General features: G+C 63.0%; 15 protein-coding genes. 11 read left to right on the forward strand and 4 right to left on the reverse strand.

Going from position 1 to position 14,326, the window contains the following annotated elements; genetic code table 11:
- Positions 1 to 172: 172 nt before the first annotated feature.
- From H1D44_RS08240 to H1D44_RS08250, 3 genes are all read left to right on the forward strand, one after another.
- Positions 173 to 544 (forward strand): hypothetical protein, encoded by a 372-nt coding sequence (locus H1D44_RS08240; protein WP_238984519.1) that lies wholly within the window; start codon positions 173 to 175, stop codon positions 542 to 544.
- Positions 541 to 954 (forward strand): flagellar protein FlhE, encoded by a 414-nt coding sequence (locus H1D44_RS08245; RefSeq protein WP_181514368.1) that lies wholly within the window; start codon positions 541 to 543, stop codon positions 952 to 954. Before H1D44_RS08240 ends, H1D44_RS08245 begins: the two co-directional genes overlap by 4 nt.
- A gap of 63 nt (positions 955 to 1,017) precedes the next feature.
- Entirely contained in the window at positions 1,018 to 1,725 is a 708-nt protein-coding gene (locus tag H1D44_RS08250; protein WP_181514369.1) for an RNA polymerase sigma factor FliA, read from the forward strand.
- Between the two features lie 18 nt (positions 1,726 to 1,743).
- On the opposite strand, the gene H1D44_RS08255 is transcribed toward H1D44_RS08250, so the two are convergent.
- Both H1D44_RS08255 and H1D44_RS08260 read right to left on the reverse strand, forming a co-directional pair.
- Entirely contained in the window at positions 1,744 to 2,946 is a 1,203-nt protein-coding gene (locus H1D44_RS08255; RefSeq protein WP_181514370.1) for an EAL and HDOD domain-containing protein, read from the reverse strand.
- Between the two features lie 97 nt (positions 2,947 to 3,043).
- Positions 3,044 to 3,820 carry an EAL domain-containing protein gene (locus H1D44_RS08260; RefSeq protein WP_181514371.1) on the reverse strand — a complete coding sequence of 259 codons (777 nt, stop codon included), beginning with the start codon at positions 3,818 to 3,820 and terminating at the stop codon, positions 3,044 to 3,046.
- Positions 3,821 to 4,079: 259 nt separating this feature from the next.
- Between H1D44_RS08260 and H1D44_RS08265 the strand changes: the two genes are divergently transcribed.
- The 3 genes from H1D44_RS08265 to H1D44_RS08275 are packed head-to-tail and all read left to right on the forward strand — an operon-like array spanning position 4,080 to position 8,346.
- Entirely contained in the window at positions 4,080 to 4,895 is an 816-nt protein-coding gene (locus tag H1D44_RS08265; RefSeq protein WP_181514372.1) for a motility protein A, read from the forward strand.
- On the forward strand, positions 4,888 to 5,574 hold the full coding sequence (locus H1D44_RS08270) for an OmpA/MotB family protein (RefSeq protein ID WP_181514373.1): 687 nt from the start codon (positions 4,888 to 4,890) through the stop codon (positions 5,572 to 5,574). The genes H1D44_RS08265 and H1D44_RS08270 overlap by 8 nt, the downstream gene beginning before the upstream one ends.
- Positions 5,575 to 5,613: 39 nt before the next feature.
- Positions 5,614 to 8,346 (forward strand): bifunctional diguanylate cyclase/phosphodiesterase, encoded by a 2,733-nt coding sequence (locus tag H1D44_RS08275; protein ID WP_181514374.1) that lies wholly within the window; start codon positions 5,614 to 5,616, stop codon positions 8,344 to 8,346.
- A 19-nt stretch (positions 8,347 to 8,365) separates the two neighbouring features.
- On the opposite strand, the gene argF is transcribed toward H1D44_RS08275, so the two are convergent.
- Positions 8,366 to 9,286, reverse strand: a complete 921-nt coding sequence (argF, locus tag H1D44_RS08280) for an ornithine carbamoyltransferase (RefSeq protein WP_181514375.1) — start codon at positions 9,284 to 9,286, stop codon at positions 8,366 to 8,368.
- A 161-nt stretch (positions 9,287 to 9,447) separates the two neighbouring features.
- Here argF and grxD point away from each other — a divergent pair, with 161 nt between their 5' ends.
- Together grxD and H1D44_RS08290 are read left to right on the forward strand one after the other, a co-directional pair.
- Positions 9,448 to 9,798 carry a Grx4 family monothiol glutaredoxin gene (grxD, locus tag H1D44_RS08285; protein ID WP_181514376.1) on the forward strand — a complete coding sequence of 117 codons (351 nt, stop codon included), beginning with the start codon at positions 9,448 to 9,450 and terminating at the stop codon, positions 9,796 to 9,798.
- Positions 9,799 to 9,992: 194 nt separating this feature from the next.
- Complete coding sequence (locus H1D44_RS08290; RefSeq protein ID WP_181514377.1) at positions 9,993 to 10,631, forward strand: HPF/RaiA family ribosome-associated protein; 639 nt, start codon at positions 9,993 to 9,995, stop codon at positions 10,629 to 10,631.
- A 33-nt stretch (positions 10,632 to 10,664) separates the two neighbouring features.
- On the opposite strand, the gene rnt is transcribed toward H1D44_RS08290, so the two are convergent.
- The gene (rnt, locus tag H1D44_RS08295; RefSeq protein ID WP_181514378.1) at positions 10,665 to 11,327 is read right to left on the reverse strand and encodes a ribonuclease T; all 663 of its coding nucleotides are present in this window, start codon (positions 11,325 to 11,327) and stop codon (positions 10,665 to 10,667) included.
- Between the two features lie 155 nt (positions 11,328 to 11,482).
- On the opposite strand from rnt, the gene H1D44_RS08300 reads away from it, so the two are divergent.
- From H1D44_RS08300 to H1D44_RS08310, 3 genes are all read left to right on the forward strand, one after another.
- Complete coding sequence (locus H1D44_RS08300; protein ID WP_181514379.1) at positions 11,483 to 12,703, forward strand: argininosuccinate synthase; 1,221 nt, start codon at positions 11,483 to 11,485, stop codon at positions 12,701 to 12,703.
- Between the two features lie 84 nt (positions 12,704 to 12,787).
- Positions 12,788 to 13,087 carry an HlyU family transcriptional regulator gene (locus tag H1D44_RS08305; protein ID WP_181514380.1) on the forward strand — a complete coding sequence of 100 codons (300 nt, stop codon included), beginning with the start codon at positions 12,788 to 12,790 and terminating at the stop codon, positions 13,085 to 13,087.
- A gap of 109 nt (positions 13,088 to 13,196) precedes the next feature.
- Positions 13,197 to 14,324 (forward strand): DUF294 nucleotidyltransferase-like domain-containing protein, encoded by a 1,128-nt coding sequence (locus H1D44_RS08310; RefSeq protein ID WP_181514381.1) that lies wholly within the window; start codon positions 13,197 to 13,199, stop codon positions 14,322 to 14,324.
- Positions 14,325 to 14,326 lie beyond the last annotated feature (2 nt).

Here is a 14,326-nt window from a genome sequence, read left to right on the forward strand (position 1 = left end):
GGGGTGCCCGACACATGTGGCCGAAATGCTGGTCCAGCTGGCATCGGACAAGGTGCCCGAGGGTACGAGCAGGCAATCCCCAGTGTCGCCGCAGACACCCGTGCGACCCTCGGCGACACGCGCTGCGCCGCCAGTTGCACGACCGCCATCCGGCGAGCAGGAGCGAACCCTGATGGTAGTGGGCCTGCCGGGGACCGCAGAGAGGCATACCGCCAGAGTGACCGAGCTGCTGCAGAGCTGGTCGCAGGAGGGACGGCGCTGGGTCGGCGATCCCCAGGCCTGGCGCATCGTGGCGCTGCCGATCCACAGTGCGCACCTGTCGCTGCTGGCGGATCAGCAGTCGCGCTGGGCGCTCTGGATCGACGACGACCTGGAGGCCTTTCGCCGGGGCTATCGCATGCTCAAGCAGATTGCCGAGCGAGACGGCCCTCGTCGACTGATAGCCGTGCATTCGCCTGGTCTTGGCCCCAAGGGGTTGCTGAGCAATCTTCAGTACGTCGCCGAGACGCATTTCGGCATCGAACTGCTGGTGTTGGCGAGATGAAGCGTAACGGGAGATGGCTACTCTGCCTGGCCCTGGGTGGCCTGTGGCCAGGGCTGGCCCAGGCGTCGGGAAGCTGGGTGGCAACGGCACCTGCCGTCCTGGTGGCAATGGCCGACCGCCCCACGACCTCGGCGCTCATGCAGCCGCCTTCGCCCGAGTTTGCCCAGGGCCAGGTCATGGGGCGGGTTGGCTGGCAGTACCAGCAACCCGTGGGCAGCGAAGTGGATGCCTGGCTTTGTCATCCGGGAGGCTGCATTCCACTGCGCGGGGCGCGAGGGCAGACCGACGCCCTGGCCGGGTTGCCGGCGGATGCGCCGCTATATTTCCAGTTTTCGCTCCAGGATCGGCGCCAGCGCAGCGCGACCCTGCAGGGCCTGCAGGTGATAGTCAATCATGAGAACCTCCAGTGAATCTGACCCGTCGGGCGTGTAAAGGCCACGTTCGAGGGAATCGTCAGCCGCGAGAGCAAGAGCATGTACACAGCAAGAGGCAAGATCGAACAGGCAGACCTGCTGGATGAGTACCTGCCGCTGGTGAGGCGCCAGGCGCTGTCGATGCAGGTTCGGCTACCCGCGAGTATCGAGCTCGATGACCTGATCCAGGCCGGTACGGTGGGGCTTCTCGAAGCCATGGGGCGCTTCGACGCGACCCAGGGTGCCAGTTTTGCCACGTTTGCCAGTCAGCGCATTCGCGGCGCCATGCTCGATGAGCTGCGAAGCCGGGACTGGCTGCCGCGCAGCGTGAGGCGCAACGCCCGTGCGGTGGACGAAGGCGTGCGACGGCTGGAGCAGCGGCTGGGCAGGGCGGCCGATGAACTCGAGATCGCCGCCGAACTCGACATGGATCTTGAGGAGTACCGCCAGCTGCTCAGCGATACCAACAGCGGGCATTTGCTGCCGTTCGAGTCGCTCATGGCAGAGGGTGTCGAGCCGGGCATCGAGGACGCATCGGTCGATACGCCGTTTCGCAATCTCATCGACCAGGAGAAGCGTCAGCAGCTGATTGACGGCATCGAAGCTTTGCCGGAGCGTGAAAAGCTGCTGATGGGGCTGTATTACCAGGAAGAGCTCAACCTCAAGGAGATCGGCGCTGTCCTCGGGGTCACCGAATCCCGGGTGTGCCAGCTGCATAGCCAGGCGGTAAGCCGTTTACGGGGCCGCCTGGCCGACAAGGAGGACTAGTCTCCGGCGCTACAATCGCTAGAGGTTGTTCATCAACGCCTTGGTGCTCGCCAGAGCGTTCATGTAGCAGCCGTGCAGCTGGTCGGCAGGCACTTCCTCGGTGGTTTCTTCGACCTGGCGCTCATGGTTTTCGCACAGCGTCAGTACGGCTCCCAGAGGTCCCGCCCGCTCTTTCAGGGCGGCAATGATGGACTGGCCCAACGGCAACTGGTCGAGCAGGGTGGCGCGGTCCTCCTCCAGCAGGGCATCCATCATCGAGAACAGGCCGGTAGTGAAGGCGTCCTCGGGATCGAGGGCAGGGAAGGGAGCCGCCAGGTTGCGGCACATGAAGGCGCGTATCAGCGCCATGCGCAACACGATGCGGGAGGAGGGTTGAAGACTGGCGAGCGTCAGGGTCAGGATCAGGCGGCGCAGCTCGATGAGCCCCAGGACTTGAACCGCGCGGTGAAGGTCGACCTCCTTGCCGCCGCGATTGAAGTAGTTCGAGTTGGCCCGGCGCAATATGGCCACGTGAAGGTGGGGGACCTGCACCACCAGTTCATGCAGCCGATTGAGGTCGTTATTGTCTTCGTAAAGTGCACGAATGAGGCGGATCTGGGCTGCGCGGTTGCCGTGGCGTCCTCGGGCGGGCGAGGCAATGAAGCTGGGCCTCGCCAGGTAGTCGCCGTTGTAGTAGTCGCAGCCCATCGCCTGATAGCACTCGAGTGCTTCACGGCTGGTGAGGTTCTCGACCAGCAGCTTGATGTTGCGTGCCGGCAGCCTCTCGAGAGTCGTCTCGTCGAGATCGCCGGGGGTGGCAAGCTGAATGATGTCGCAGCGGTCAAGCATGGCCTCGAGGTCTTGCTTGAGTAGGCTTGATGGCACGATTATCCGGTAGCCTCGCTCACGGATATCGTCGAGGCGAGTGAGGAACTCGCCATCGATCGTCCCTGCGTCTGCGATTCCGAGCGCCAGTCGCGGGGCCGGGGTCGGCAGCAGCTCGGGGCGGTCCAGCCATTCCAGGGGGAGATCGACGAACAGCGTCCGATCCCCCAGCAGGCCGCTATCGCCGAGCTCATAGACGGCGCTGGCCAGTGCCCTGGCGGTGACTGACATGAGGTCCTCGTCCTCGGCATGCGTCCGCTCGCCATAGACCAGCCGATCCGCCACATGATGATGGCTGGCATCGTGTATCGGGTGGAGGGCGATAGTGAAAGGCTCTGGGCCCTGTTGCTCGGGCATCTGCTTGGCTCCCTGCTGAGTGTCAGTGCACTCTGGATATTCTCATGATTACTGATATAGCGGTGAATATGCAGCCTTGTTGTCGACGACGTACGATCTACAACGCACGATGCAGTGCGGCAAGGGCGGGCTCCAGACCGGTCACCAGGCTCTCGAGGCTCGGCCGGGCATGAAAGTATCCCTGCTGCAAGTGGATGCCGGTGCGACCGAGCCACACGGCCTCCGCCTGTGTTTCCACGCCCTCGGCAATCAGCTCGACGTCGATATCTTCTGCCAGGACGACGAGGGCCTTGAGTATCGCCTGGCGACGCGTGTCCCTGTTGCAGTTCATCACCAGGGCGCGGTCGATCTTGAGCCGGTCGGGATGCAGCTCTGCCAGGAGGTCGAGATTGGCAAAGCCGTTGCCGAAGTCATCCAGAGCCGTCACGAAGCCCATGCTGCGGTAGGCCTGGATGATATTGCGCAGGTGCTGCTGGTCCTGGACCTTTTCGCTCTCGGTGACCTCGAACACGAGTTTTTCGGTCGGCCAGCCGACCTTCTCGGAGATGGCCAGTGTCGCCTGGATGCAGGCTTCGGGTTCATATACGGCGTTGGGCAGGAAATTGATCGACAGGCTCTCGCGCATGCCAAGCCGGCTGGCGAGCTCGATGGCGCGGATCCGGCAGGCCTGGTCGAAGCGGTAGAGGAGGCGAGGCGTCACCTGCGACAGGATGCTGGCTGCCGATTCTCCATTCGGACCTCGTACCAGCGCTTCATGAGCGGTGATCGAAGCGGTGCTCAGGTCGACGATCGGCTGGAAGGCCATGGTGAAATCGAATGGCAGCGAACCTTCGCAGCGTTCGCATTTGCCGGCCTTCTCGGCGCATCGTTGCATGTCATGGTTCTCCTGACCGCCTACGGCCAATGGTGGGTCACTCACTGCGCAGCACGAATCGCACGTTATTCTCGCTGCGGGCTTCCGGAGCCCCCATCGAAGCATGTCACCCATTGTATCGGCAGCAGGAGGACGAACTTTAGTTCAGGCGTTTCGGTTGATCTGCATCAATGTTTCCCAGGGTAAAGCGCTAAAGTCCGTTCTTGGGCTGCCGATATCATCCATCAGGCTTCATGCCATTGCACTTTCAGGAGTTTGAATGAATCCATCCACTATCATCGGCATGTTTGCCAGCGTCGTGCTGCTGGTAAGCGTCCTGTTTTTCACTGCCGAGTCGCCCCAGAGCTTCATCAACCTGCCGGGGCTCGCTATCGTGCTGGCGGGAACCATGGCGGCTACGTTCATCAGCTATCCGCTCAAGGAAGTGCTGCGTGTGGTGCGCCTGGTGGGGCTGGTGTTTCGGCGTGAAAATACCTACACCCGGGATGACATCAAGGAGCTGGTGGATATTTCACGGCTCTGGTTCAAGGGGGATGTGCGAGCCGTGGAGGCCGCCCTGGAAAAGGCGCGCAATCCCTTCCTGCGTACCGGGATCCAATTGGTCATCGCCAATACCAAGGAAGAGGAGATTTTCGACCTGTTGCGCTGGCGCATTGCACGCCTGAAGGCCCGCGAGCACGCCGAGGCACAGATCTTCCGCACCATGGCAACCTACGCGCCGGCGTTCGGCATGATCGGAACCCTGGTCGGGCTGGTCAACATGCTGGAGGTCATGGAGGCGGGCGACCTGCACGTGATCGGCCCGCGCATGGCCGTGGCGCTGTTGACGACCTTCTATGGCATCCTGCTGGCCAATCTGGTTTTCAAGCCGATCGCCGTGAAGCTGGAGCGGCGCACGGAAGAGCGTCTGATCGCCATGAACATGGTGCTCGAGGGTATCTCCTTGATCACCAAGCGTCGGCTGCCGTCCTTCATCGAGGAAACCCTCAACTCCTTCGTTGCCAACTACCACGACGAGATTCGCGACCCTGAGGTGGCACGGCGCGACTCTGACGGACAGGCCCAGAATGCTTGATCGCAGCACCCGTGACATGCTGACTCCCCCGGCCCATGGCGAGGGCGACGGGGAGAGCTGGTTGATCAGCTACCTTGATGTGTTGACCCTGCTCATCACGCTGTTCGTGCTGCTGCTCTCGCTGGCCGGTAATGGCCTGGCGGTCCAGGGCAGCCGGCATGGTGGCGATGCCGCGTCGCTGATCTCGCCTCACGCCGAGGCAGCGGCGCGCATGGTGGCAGGCGTGGGCATCAAGCCGCGTCAGGATGGGCTGCAGCCGCGCTTCTCGGGGCTCGAGATCGAGGGGGTCAGCGTGGATGAAGGTCAGCGGGGGATTACCCTGCGTATCGATGACAACCTGCTATTCCAGAGCGGCCAGGCATCGCTTACGGCCCAGGGTCGCGAAGTCCTGGCTGGCTTGCGTAGCGTCTTGCAAGATTTTGAAGGCGAGGTTTCCGTCGAGGGTCATACCGACAGCATTCCTATTGCCACGGCGCAGTTTCCTTCCAATTGGGAGCTCTCTTCCGGGCGAGCCATCGCGGTGCTGCGCTACCTTTCTGAACTGGAGGTGCCGGCCGAGCGACTGCGGGCGGTGGGCTATGCCGACACGCGCCCCCTCGAAAGCAACGAGACGCCTGAAGGGCGTGCAGCCAATCGCCGGGTGGAGCTCCTGTTACATCAAGAGGTTGCAACCCAATAGCCTGCGCAATGCCAGGGTCGCAAGGGTTAAGGGCATCGAATGACGACAAGTGGTGGGAAGCGAGAGCGATCGGCGCGTCAACGCTGGTCTGCCTGGCAGGCTTCGCTGTTCTACTGTGTGATGATGGCCTTGCTGCTGGCCATGATCACCTGGGCGCTTTGGGACATGCGTGAGCGAGAGCTGGAGGCGGCACGAGTCGGCACCCAGGGCCACGCGGAGCTGGTGGCGGAGTGGGCGACGTCTGCCTTCGCTCGGACCGACGACACCTTGAGCGGGACGGCCAACCTGTTCGCGCTCTCTCTCGTGGAGGAAGCCAGCCCCTGGCTTGCCGATGCCTTCAATAGCCTGCTGGAACAGCGTCAGCGCAGCCTGCCGTTCCTCGAGAGCCTGGGCATCATCAATCATCTCGGTGAGCCGCTTTACACGACACGGCCCCAAGGTTCCGATTACCAGGATCCGCAAGAGCGGGAATTCATCCGCCGCTTTCTGAATGACCCTGAGCAGGCACTTTCCGCGGCGTACTGGAACCCGGAGGAGAGCGGCCATCGCATGCTCTACCTGCGCCGCATGTTCGATGCCGATGGCTCTTTCACCGGCGTTGCAGCGGCTCATCTGGATCTGTTCTATTTTACTCACGCACTCCAGAGCATCCAGCTCAGCCAGGGCGAGAGCATTGCTTTCGTCGACGACGAACATCGCCTGATTGCCCGGCATCCCAGTCTTGAGGGGCTCTCCGTTACCCAGGCGTTGGGCAGGCAAGTCGATACATCGGAGGTTGCCGAACTCATGCGGGCCGACCGTGATCAGTCGGCGATTACCACCTCACCGCTGGACGGCGAGCGACGCCTGTTCGGGATGGGGCGTGTCGATGGGCTGCCCTTCGCCGTCATCGTCGGCAAGCAGGTGGATCGGGTACTTGCCGGCTGGCGCGACAAAGTGATGGTGTTCGTGCTGGCATGGTTGATCGTGGCTCTGCTAGGCGCCTTCCTTCTGCGTCATTACCTGCGCCTGGCGCGCACCGAGGAGGCACTCCATCTCAGCGATCAGCGGCTTCGTGGCCTCAATGAGTCGCTGCAGGCGGAGCTCGATATCGCCGCACTGGCCTTCGAGACACACCTGGGCATGTTCATTACCGACGCCAGCGGCGCGATTCGCAAGGTCAACTCGACCTTCGAGGAGATTACCGGCTATCGTGCCGAAGAAGTGCTGGGTGAGAATCCGCGCATCCTCAGCTCTGGCCGCCACGACGCCGATTTTTTCCGTGCAATGTGGGCCAGTATCCATACCCATGGCAGCTGGCAGGGTGAGGTCTGGAACCGGCGCAAGAATAGCGAGATCTATCCGCAACGGGTCACCATCAGTGAGGTCCGGGATGGCGCCGGCAAGCCCAGCCACTACGTGGCGACGCTCAGCGACATCTCCGAACACCGTGCCGCACAGCAGCAAGCCCACCGGCTGGCCTTCTACGATCCGCTGACCGGCCTGCCCAATCGGCGCATGCTGCTCGAGCGACTTGGGCGGGCGATGAAGGAGGGGGCGGCTCAGGCGCGACAGGGCGCACTGCTGTTCATCGACCTCGATGGCTTCAAGCATATCAATGACACTCTCGGCCACCAGACAGGCGACGAGCTGCTGCGGCTCATGTCGCGCCGCCTGGTCGAGGCTAGCGGTCAGGCACAGCTGGTCTCCCGTCTTGGAGGCGACGAATTCGTGGTGCTGGCCGAAGACATGGGTGAATCGATCAAGGTGGCCTCAACGCAAGTGGAGCGGCTGGCAAACCGCTTGCTTGCCATGCTGGCCGAGCCCTGCTGGCTGGGCGCGCGGCGTCATTTACTGTCAGGTAGCGTCGGAGTCACCCTGCTGAACGACGGCGCGGAGGATGCCGAAGCCTGCCTGCAGCAGGCGGAAATGGCGATGTATCAAGCCAAGCAGGCGGGACGCAATACCTGGCGTTTCTATGACCCCGCCATGCAGGCCGTGGCGGTACGGCGGGCGATGCTCGAAAGCGAGTTGCGCCAGGCGGTGCCACGCAACCAGCTTCGGCTTTACTATCAGGTCCAGGTCGATCGGCGAGGCAGGGTCACCGGGGTCGAGGCGCTGTTGCGCTGGCAACACCCCGGATATGGCATGGTGCCTCCCTATGACTTCATATCCATTGCCGAGGAGAGCTACCTCATCGTGCCCATCGGTGAATGGGTCATGGAGACGGCCTGCCGTCAGCTGGCCGCCTGGGCCGCCGAGCCGTACACGGAAGGACTCAGCATGGCGGTCAACATCAGCCCGCTGCAGTTCCAGCAGCCCGAATTCGTCGGTCGGCTCGAGACGATTCTCGCGGCGACCGGAGCGCGCCCTGAGCGGCTCAAGCTGGAGATCACCGAGAGTCTGTTCATGGAAGAGCCGGATGCCGTGCGTGACACCATGCTGCGTATCAAGGCGTTGGGCGTGCGTTTCTCGCTCGATGACTTCGGCACCGGTTACTCATCGCTCAGCTATCTCAATCGCCTGCCGCTCGACCAGCTGAAGATCGACCAGTCTTTCGTGCGTACCCTGTTCGAGGATAATGCCAATGCCGTGATCTGCGCTTCGGTCATCGACCTGGGGCGCAACCTGGGGCTGGAGGTCATCGCCGAGGGAGTGGAGACCGAGGAACATCGAGACTGGCTGGAGAACAAGGGATGCCACGCCTACCAGGGCTACCTGTTCGGACGGCCGCTGCCTCTGGGGGAGTTGGAGCCGCTGTTGCGGGAGTCGGCGTGCATCGCCGGCAGGTGACGGCCGGCGATGCGTCGAGTTAGTGGTCCACTCGGCCCAGCAGCAGAAATTCGATCAGGGCCTTCTGGGCGTGCAGGCGGTTTCCTGCTTCCTGCCAAACCACGGCACGCGGGTCGTCGAGCAGGGTTTCGCTGATCTCCTCGCCGCGATGTGCGGGCAGGCAGTGCAGGAACAATGCATCGGCCTTGGCGCTGTCGAGCAGCGCCTCGGTGACCTGGAAACCGGTGAAGTCGGCCTCGCGCCTGGCCTGCTCCTCTTCCTGACCCATGGAGGCCCACACGTCGGTGGTCACCAGGTCGGCATCGACCACGGCCTGGGCAGGATCGTGCAGCAGGGTCACCCGGTCGCCGGCCGCCTCGAGAATCTCCTGGCGCGGCTCATAGCCTTCGGGACAGCAGACGCGCAGCTGGAAGTCGAACTGGCGGGCGGCGTTGATCCAGGAGTGGCACATGTTGTTGCCATCGCCGATCCAGACGGCGGTGCGCCCGCGTACGCTGCCGCGCAGCTCGGTCCAGGTCATGACGTCCGCCAGCAGCTGGCAGGGATGGTAATCGTCGCTCAGGGCATTGATCACCGGCACCGAGCTGGCCCCGGCATAGGTTTCCAGGCCGGCATGGGAGAAAGTGCGGATCATGACGATGTCGACCATTTCGGAGAGGACCCGCGCGGTGTCCTCGATCGGCTCGCCCCGGCCCAGCTGGGTGTCCCGCGGCGAGAGAAACAGCGCATGACCGCCGAAGTGGGCCATGGCCGTCTCGAAGGACACCCGGGTGCGGGTCGAGGATTTCTCGAAGATCATCGCCAGTGTGCGATTGCTGAACGGCGCATAGGTCGGGCCCTGGGCACGCAGGCGGTTCTTGATCGTGATGGCGCGCTGGATCAGGTAGTGCAGCTCTTCGGGGCTCAGGTCCAGCAGGGTCAGGAAATGACGTGTCGCCATGGCGATCTCTCCGCGCGAAAAAACCACCATCCTAGCCAGCCTGTGGGGGATGCGCAATTCGCTTGTGATCAGTAGAATGAGCCCATGAGCAAATGGCCGAGTGCGGCACTCAGGTATTGCCGCGCCACCTTCGGCATTCCACGATCCAGTATGGAGCGCACATGAGCACTACCCTCGAGAACATAGAGCGCCAGATCGGCGAAAACCCCATCCTCATCTACATGAAGGGCACGCCCCAGCTGCCTCAGTGCGGCTTCTCCGCCCAGACCGTCCAGGCGCTGATGTCCTGCGGCGAGCGCTTCGCCTTCGTCAACGTGCTGGACAACCCGGATATCCGTGCCGAGCTGCCCAAGTACGCCAACTGGCCCACCTTCCCCCAGCTGTGGGTGGAAGGCGAGCTGGTGGGCGGTTGCGACATCGTCGCCGAGATGCATCAAAGCGGCGAGCTGGAAAAGCTGATCAAGGAGGCTGCTGCACGCGCCAATGCCAAGGAGGAGGGCGGCGACGCCTGAGTTCTTCCCTGAGCAGTCTGTACGTCGCAAGGCCCGGGAGCTTAGGCTCGCGGGCCTTGTGCTATCTGCTTCTTTTTCCCGCCAGCTTACGTAGGGAAACCAAAACCCGGCAAAGGGCCGATTGAAATCTCATCTCACCGCTACCACGCTGACGAGGTGAAGGGTCATCGAGGATTCAGGCACAGGGAGGTAGCATGCAGACACCCTTGGAGATCACCTACCAGCATGTCTCGCGCTCCGAGTGGATCGACGAATACGTCAGGTCGCGCGTGGCCAAGCTCGAGAACTTCAGCAAGGATATCGTTTCATGCCGGGTCGTCATCGAACAGACCCAGAATCCCCACAAGACCGGCAATCCCTATCGAGCGCTGATCGAAGTCAGCCTGCCGGCCAAGGGCGAGCTTGTTGCAGAGAAAAGCGACAAGGTGACCGACCCCCAGGTCCAGCTGCGGCCCATCATCCGCAGCGCCTTCGAGGCAATGGAAAAGCAGCTGAAGAAGCAGACCGCCAAGCGGGATGGCAAGGTCAAGCAGCATAACGACGAGCCGCTGCCGCCGGTGGCGACTGTCGTACGTATCTTCGACGGCTACGGGTTTCTCAAGAGTCTCAGCGGCCAGGAGTATTATTTCCACCGCAATGCGGTGCTGCACAACGACTTCGCCCGCGTGACCGTGGGTACCCGCGTGCGCTTCGAGCCCAACGAGGGCGACGAGGGGCTACACGCCAGCTCCATCCAGATTATCGACAAGCCCGGGGTGGGTGGCTCGGCCGACGGGGAGGACGACCTCGACATGCCGGCCGGCTGGGAGCAGGATGCCGGCAGCCGTCAATGAAGCGAGCGGTGATCTCGCGGCACGGCCTCGGCGTCAGATGTCCTCGAGGCCCTGCTCCCGCTGGGCCAGCGCCCAACCGCCAAGATCCTTGTAGCGATTGACGATGGCGCAGAACAGCTCCGCGGTGCGCTCGGTGTCGTAGCGCGCCGAGTGGGCTTCCTGGTTGTCGAAAGGAATGCCGGCCGCCCGACAGGCCCGTGCCAGCACCGTCTGGCCGTAGACGAGTCCCGACAGGCTGGCGGTATCGAAGCTAGAGAAGGGGTGGAACGGGTTGCGCTTGATGCCGCAGCGGTTGACCGCGGCATTGAGGAAGCCGTGATCGAAGGCGGCGTTGTGGCCCACCAGCACGGCGCGGGTGCAGCCGTGAGACTTGATTGCCTTGCGCACTGGGCGAAAGATTTCCCCCAGCGCCTCGGCCTCTGAGAGCGCTACGCGTTGCCGCAGCGGATCGTCGAGCTTGATGCCGGTGAAGTCCAGCGCCGACTGCTCCACGTTGGCCCCGGAGAAAGGCTGCACGTGATAGGCGAAGGTAGCGTCCGGCATCAAGTTGCCTTCAGGATCCATGGTCAGCGTCACGGCAGCGATTTCGAGGATGGCGTCGCGCTCGGGGTTGAATCCGCCGGTTTCCAGATCGACGACCACCGGCAGGAAGCTGCGAAACCGTTGGGCCATCAGCTCGCGAGTCGCCTCGCTCATGCACCTCTCCTCATCACGTGCGCTTCTCCTTGAATAATGGCGGTTGGGCAAAAAGTCTATCAGCTTGGCCGCGATACGTCCCGTTGTCGGTATTCGGCGGGCGTCGGCCACGCTATACTGGTCGTCTTGTCACGTTATCTCAGAGGAGCCCCCGAATGTCCGATGTCAAGAAGGTCGTGCTTGCCTATTCAGGCGGCCTGGACACCTCCGTCATCGTCAAGTGGTTGCAGGAAACCTACAGCTGCGAAGTCGTGACCTTTACTGCCGACATCGGTCAGGGTGAGGAAGTCGAGCCCGCGCGAACCAAGGCTCAGGCCCTGGGTGTCAAGGAAATCTACATCGAAGACCTGCGCGAGGAGTTCGTGCGCGACTACGTCTACCCGATGTTCCGCGCCAACACCATCTACGAAGGCGAGTACCTGCTGGGCACTTCCATCGCCCGACCGTTGATCGCCAAGCGCCTGATCGAGATCGCCAACGAGACCGGTGCCGACGCCATCTCCCATGGCGCCACCGGCAAGGGCAACGATCAGGTGCGCTTCGAGATGGGCGCCTATGCGCTCAAGCCCGGCGTCAAGGTGATCGCCCCCTGGCGTGAATGGGACCTCACTTCGCGTGAGAAGCTGATGGCCTACTGCGAGGAGCACGACATCCCGGTCGACTTCTCCAGCGGCAAGAAGAAGTCACCCTACTCGATGGACGCCAACCTGCTTCACATCTCCTACGAGGGCGGTATCCTCGAGGATCCCTGGGCCGAGGCGGAAGAGGACATGTGGCGCTGGAGCGTATCGCCGGAAGCCGCGCCGGATGAGCCTACCTACGTCGAGCTCACCTATGAGCAGGGCGACATCGTCGCCATCGACGGCAAGGCGATGAAGCCCCACGAGGTGCTCGAGACCCTCAACAAGATTGGCGGCGACAACGGTATCGGCCGTCTCGACATCGTCGAGAACCGCTACGTGGGCATGAAGTCCCGCGGCTGCTACGAGACGCCGGGGGGCACCATCATGCTGCGTGCCCATCGCGCCATCGAGTCCATCACTCTCGATCGCGAGGAAGCCCACCTCAAGGACGAGCTGATGCCCAAGTACGCCAAGGTGATCTACAACGGCTACTGGTGGAGCCCGGAGCGCCGCATGCTTCAGGCGGCCATCGACGAAACCCAGAAGAACGTCTCTGGCGTGGTGCGCATGAAGCTCTACAAGGGCAGCGCCACCGTGGTGGGTCGCAAGTCCGAGCAGTCGCTGTTCGACGAGTCGATCGCTACCTTCGAGGACGATGCCGGCGCCTACGACCAGAAGGATGCCGAGGGCTTCATCAAGCTCAACGCCCTGCGCCTGCGGATTGCCGCCGGCAAGGGCCGTCGCCAGGCCTGATCGCTGGCGATGGGTCAGTCTCAAGGATGCGCCGGCCCCGAGGGCCGGCGCTCTTGCATGGGCAGTCACGAAGGGGGATGAACGATGCTGAAAAAATTGTTGGGCGGCCTGTTCGGTAGCGGTGACGCCAAGCCGGGCAATGCCAAGGCCGCCGAGCCAGTGGAGTACAACGGCTACGAGATCGTCTCGGAGCCTGCCGAGCAGGGCGGGCAGTATCGCGTCAGCGGCTGGATTCGCAAGCCTGGCACGCAAGGCGAGACCCTCGAGCATCGCTTCGAGCGCTCCGACCTCGTACCGGGCCGCGAGGCCTGTGACCAATTGATGGTCAGCAAGGCGCAGCGCTTTATCGATCAGGTCGGCGACGACATGTTCAAGTCGGAATGATACCGACCGCGCGATGGCTTGCCGCTTCGCCGTCTCATCCCTAGGCCCAAGTGCCTCATCCGTCTCCTCTCGTTACACTCCCTGTTGAGAAAATGCGATGGGAGACGACATGCAACTACTGCATCGGGCCTCACCCTGGCGTGAGCTTTTCACCAGCGACAACCTGCCGGCGCCGGCGACATTGCTGGCGCCGCTGTGCGCTGCGTTGGATGAGCTGGGCCCAAGTCCCGAGTTGTCCACCGCGCATGCCTGGCAGCCTCAGCTGGTCGAGGCTCTGCAGCGCCTTGACTTGCCGGCCTGGCGCATCAGCCAACTGATCAGCGATCACAACGAAATGCTCTATCGCCGCGCCATCCAGCTCTCGCTCAACGAGATGCAGGGCCAGGGCTGGGGAGAACCGCCGGTCGCCTTCTGCGTGCTGACACTCGGCTCGGCCGGTCGCCACGAGAGTCTTCTGGGGCCTGACCAGGACAATGCCATGATCGTGGCCGACTATCCTGATGAACGTCATACCGAGATCGACGGCTTCTTCCAGGCGCTGGGCGAGCGTTTCACCACTCGGCTCGATGAAGCGGGCATTCCGCTCTGCAGCGGCCATGTGATGGCGCGTTGGCCGATGTGGCGCAAGCGGCTCTCGGAGTGGTGCGACCAACTCAGTCGCTGGACACAGGACCGGCGCGTCAAGCGCGTGCAGCAGAGCAACATCCTGCTTGATTTTCACCCTGCATTCGGTGATGCCGCCCTGGCTGAAGCGCTTGCCGAACATGTCCAGCACGTCATGCCCAGGGCCGGCCTCTTTTTTGACGAGATGGCGCATCTCCTCGATGAGCTGCCGGTAGCGCTTGACCGCTTCGGCCGGCTGGCCGGGGACGGAGATGGCGCACCCCACGACAATGCCCTGAACCTCAAGCGCCAGGGCCTGTTGCCGCTGGTCAATGCCGTTCGACTGCTGTCGTTGCGACATGGCGTCAGTCTACCCGCGACACGACTGCGGCTATCGGCGCTGGTCCTCAAGGACGCCTTGACGGTGCGTCAGGCGCGGGCGGGAATCACCGCGCTGGAGCGCTTGCAGGCGCTGCTGCTGACCTCGCAGTTGACGAGCCTGAAGTCGGGGGGAGCACCAGATGGCTGGATCGATGTGAGTCAGCTTGAAGACGATCAGCGCCTGCTACTGAGACATGACATGCAGGTGATACGCAGCCTGGTTCGGGTCGCGCAGCGTGGAACAACGGGGTAACG

Source organism: Billgrantia kenyensis, assembly GCF_013697085.1.
In the GTDB taxonomy this organism is placed as follows: domain Bacteria; phylum Pseudomonadota; class Gammaproteobacteria; order Pseudomonadales; family Halomonadaceae; genus Halomonas; species Halomonas kenyensis.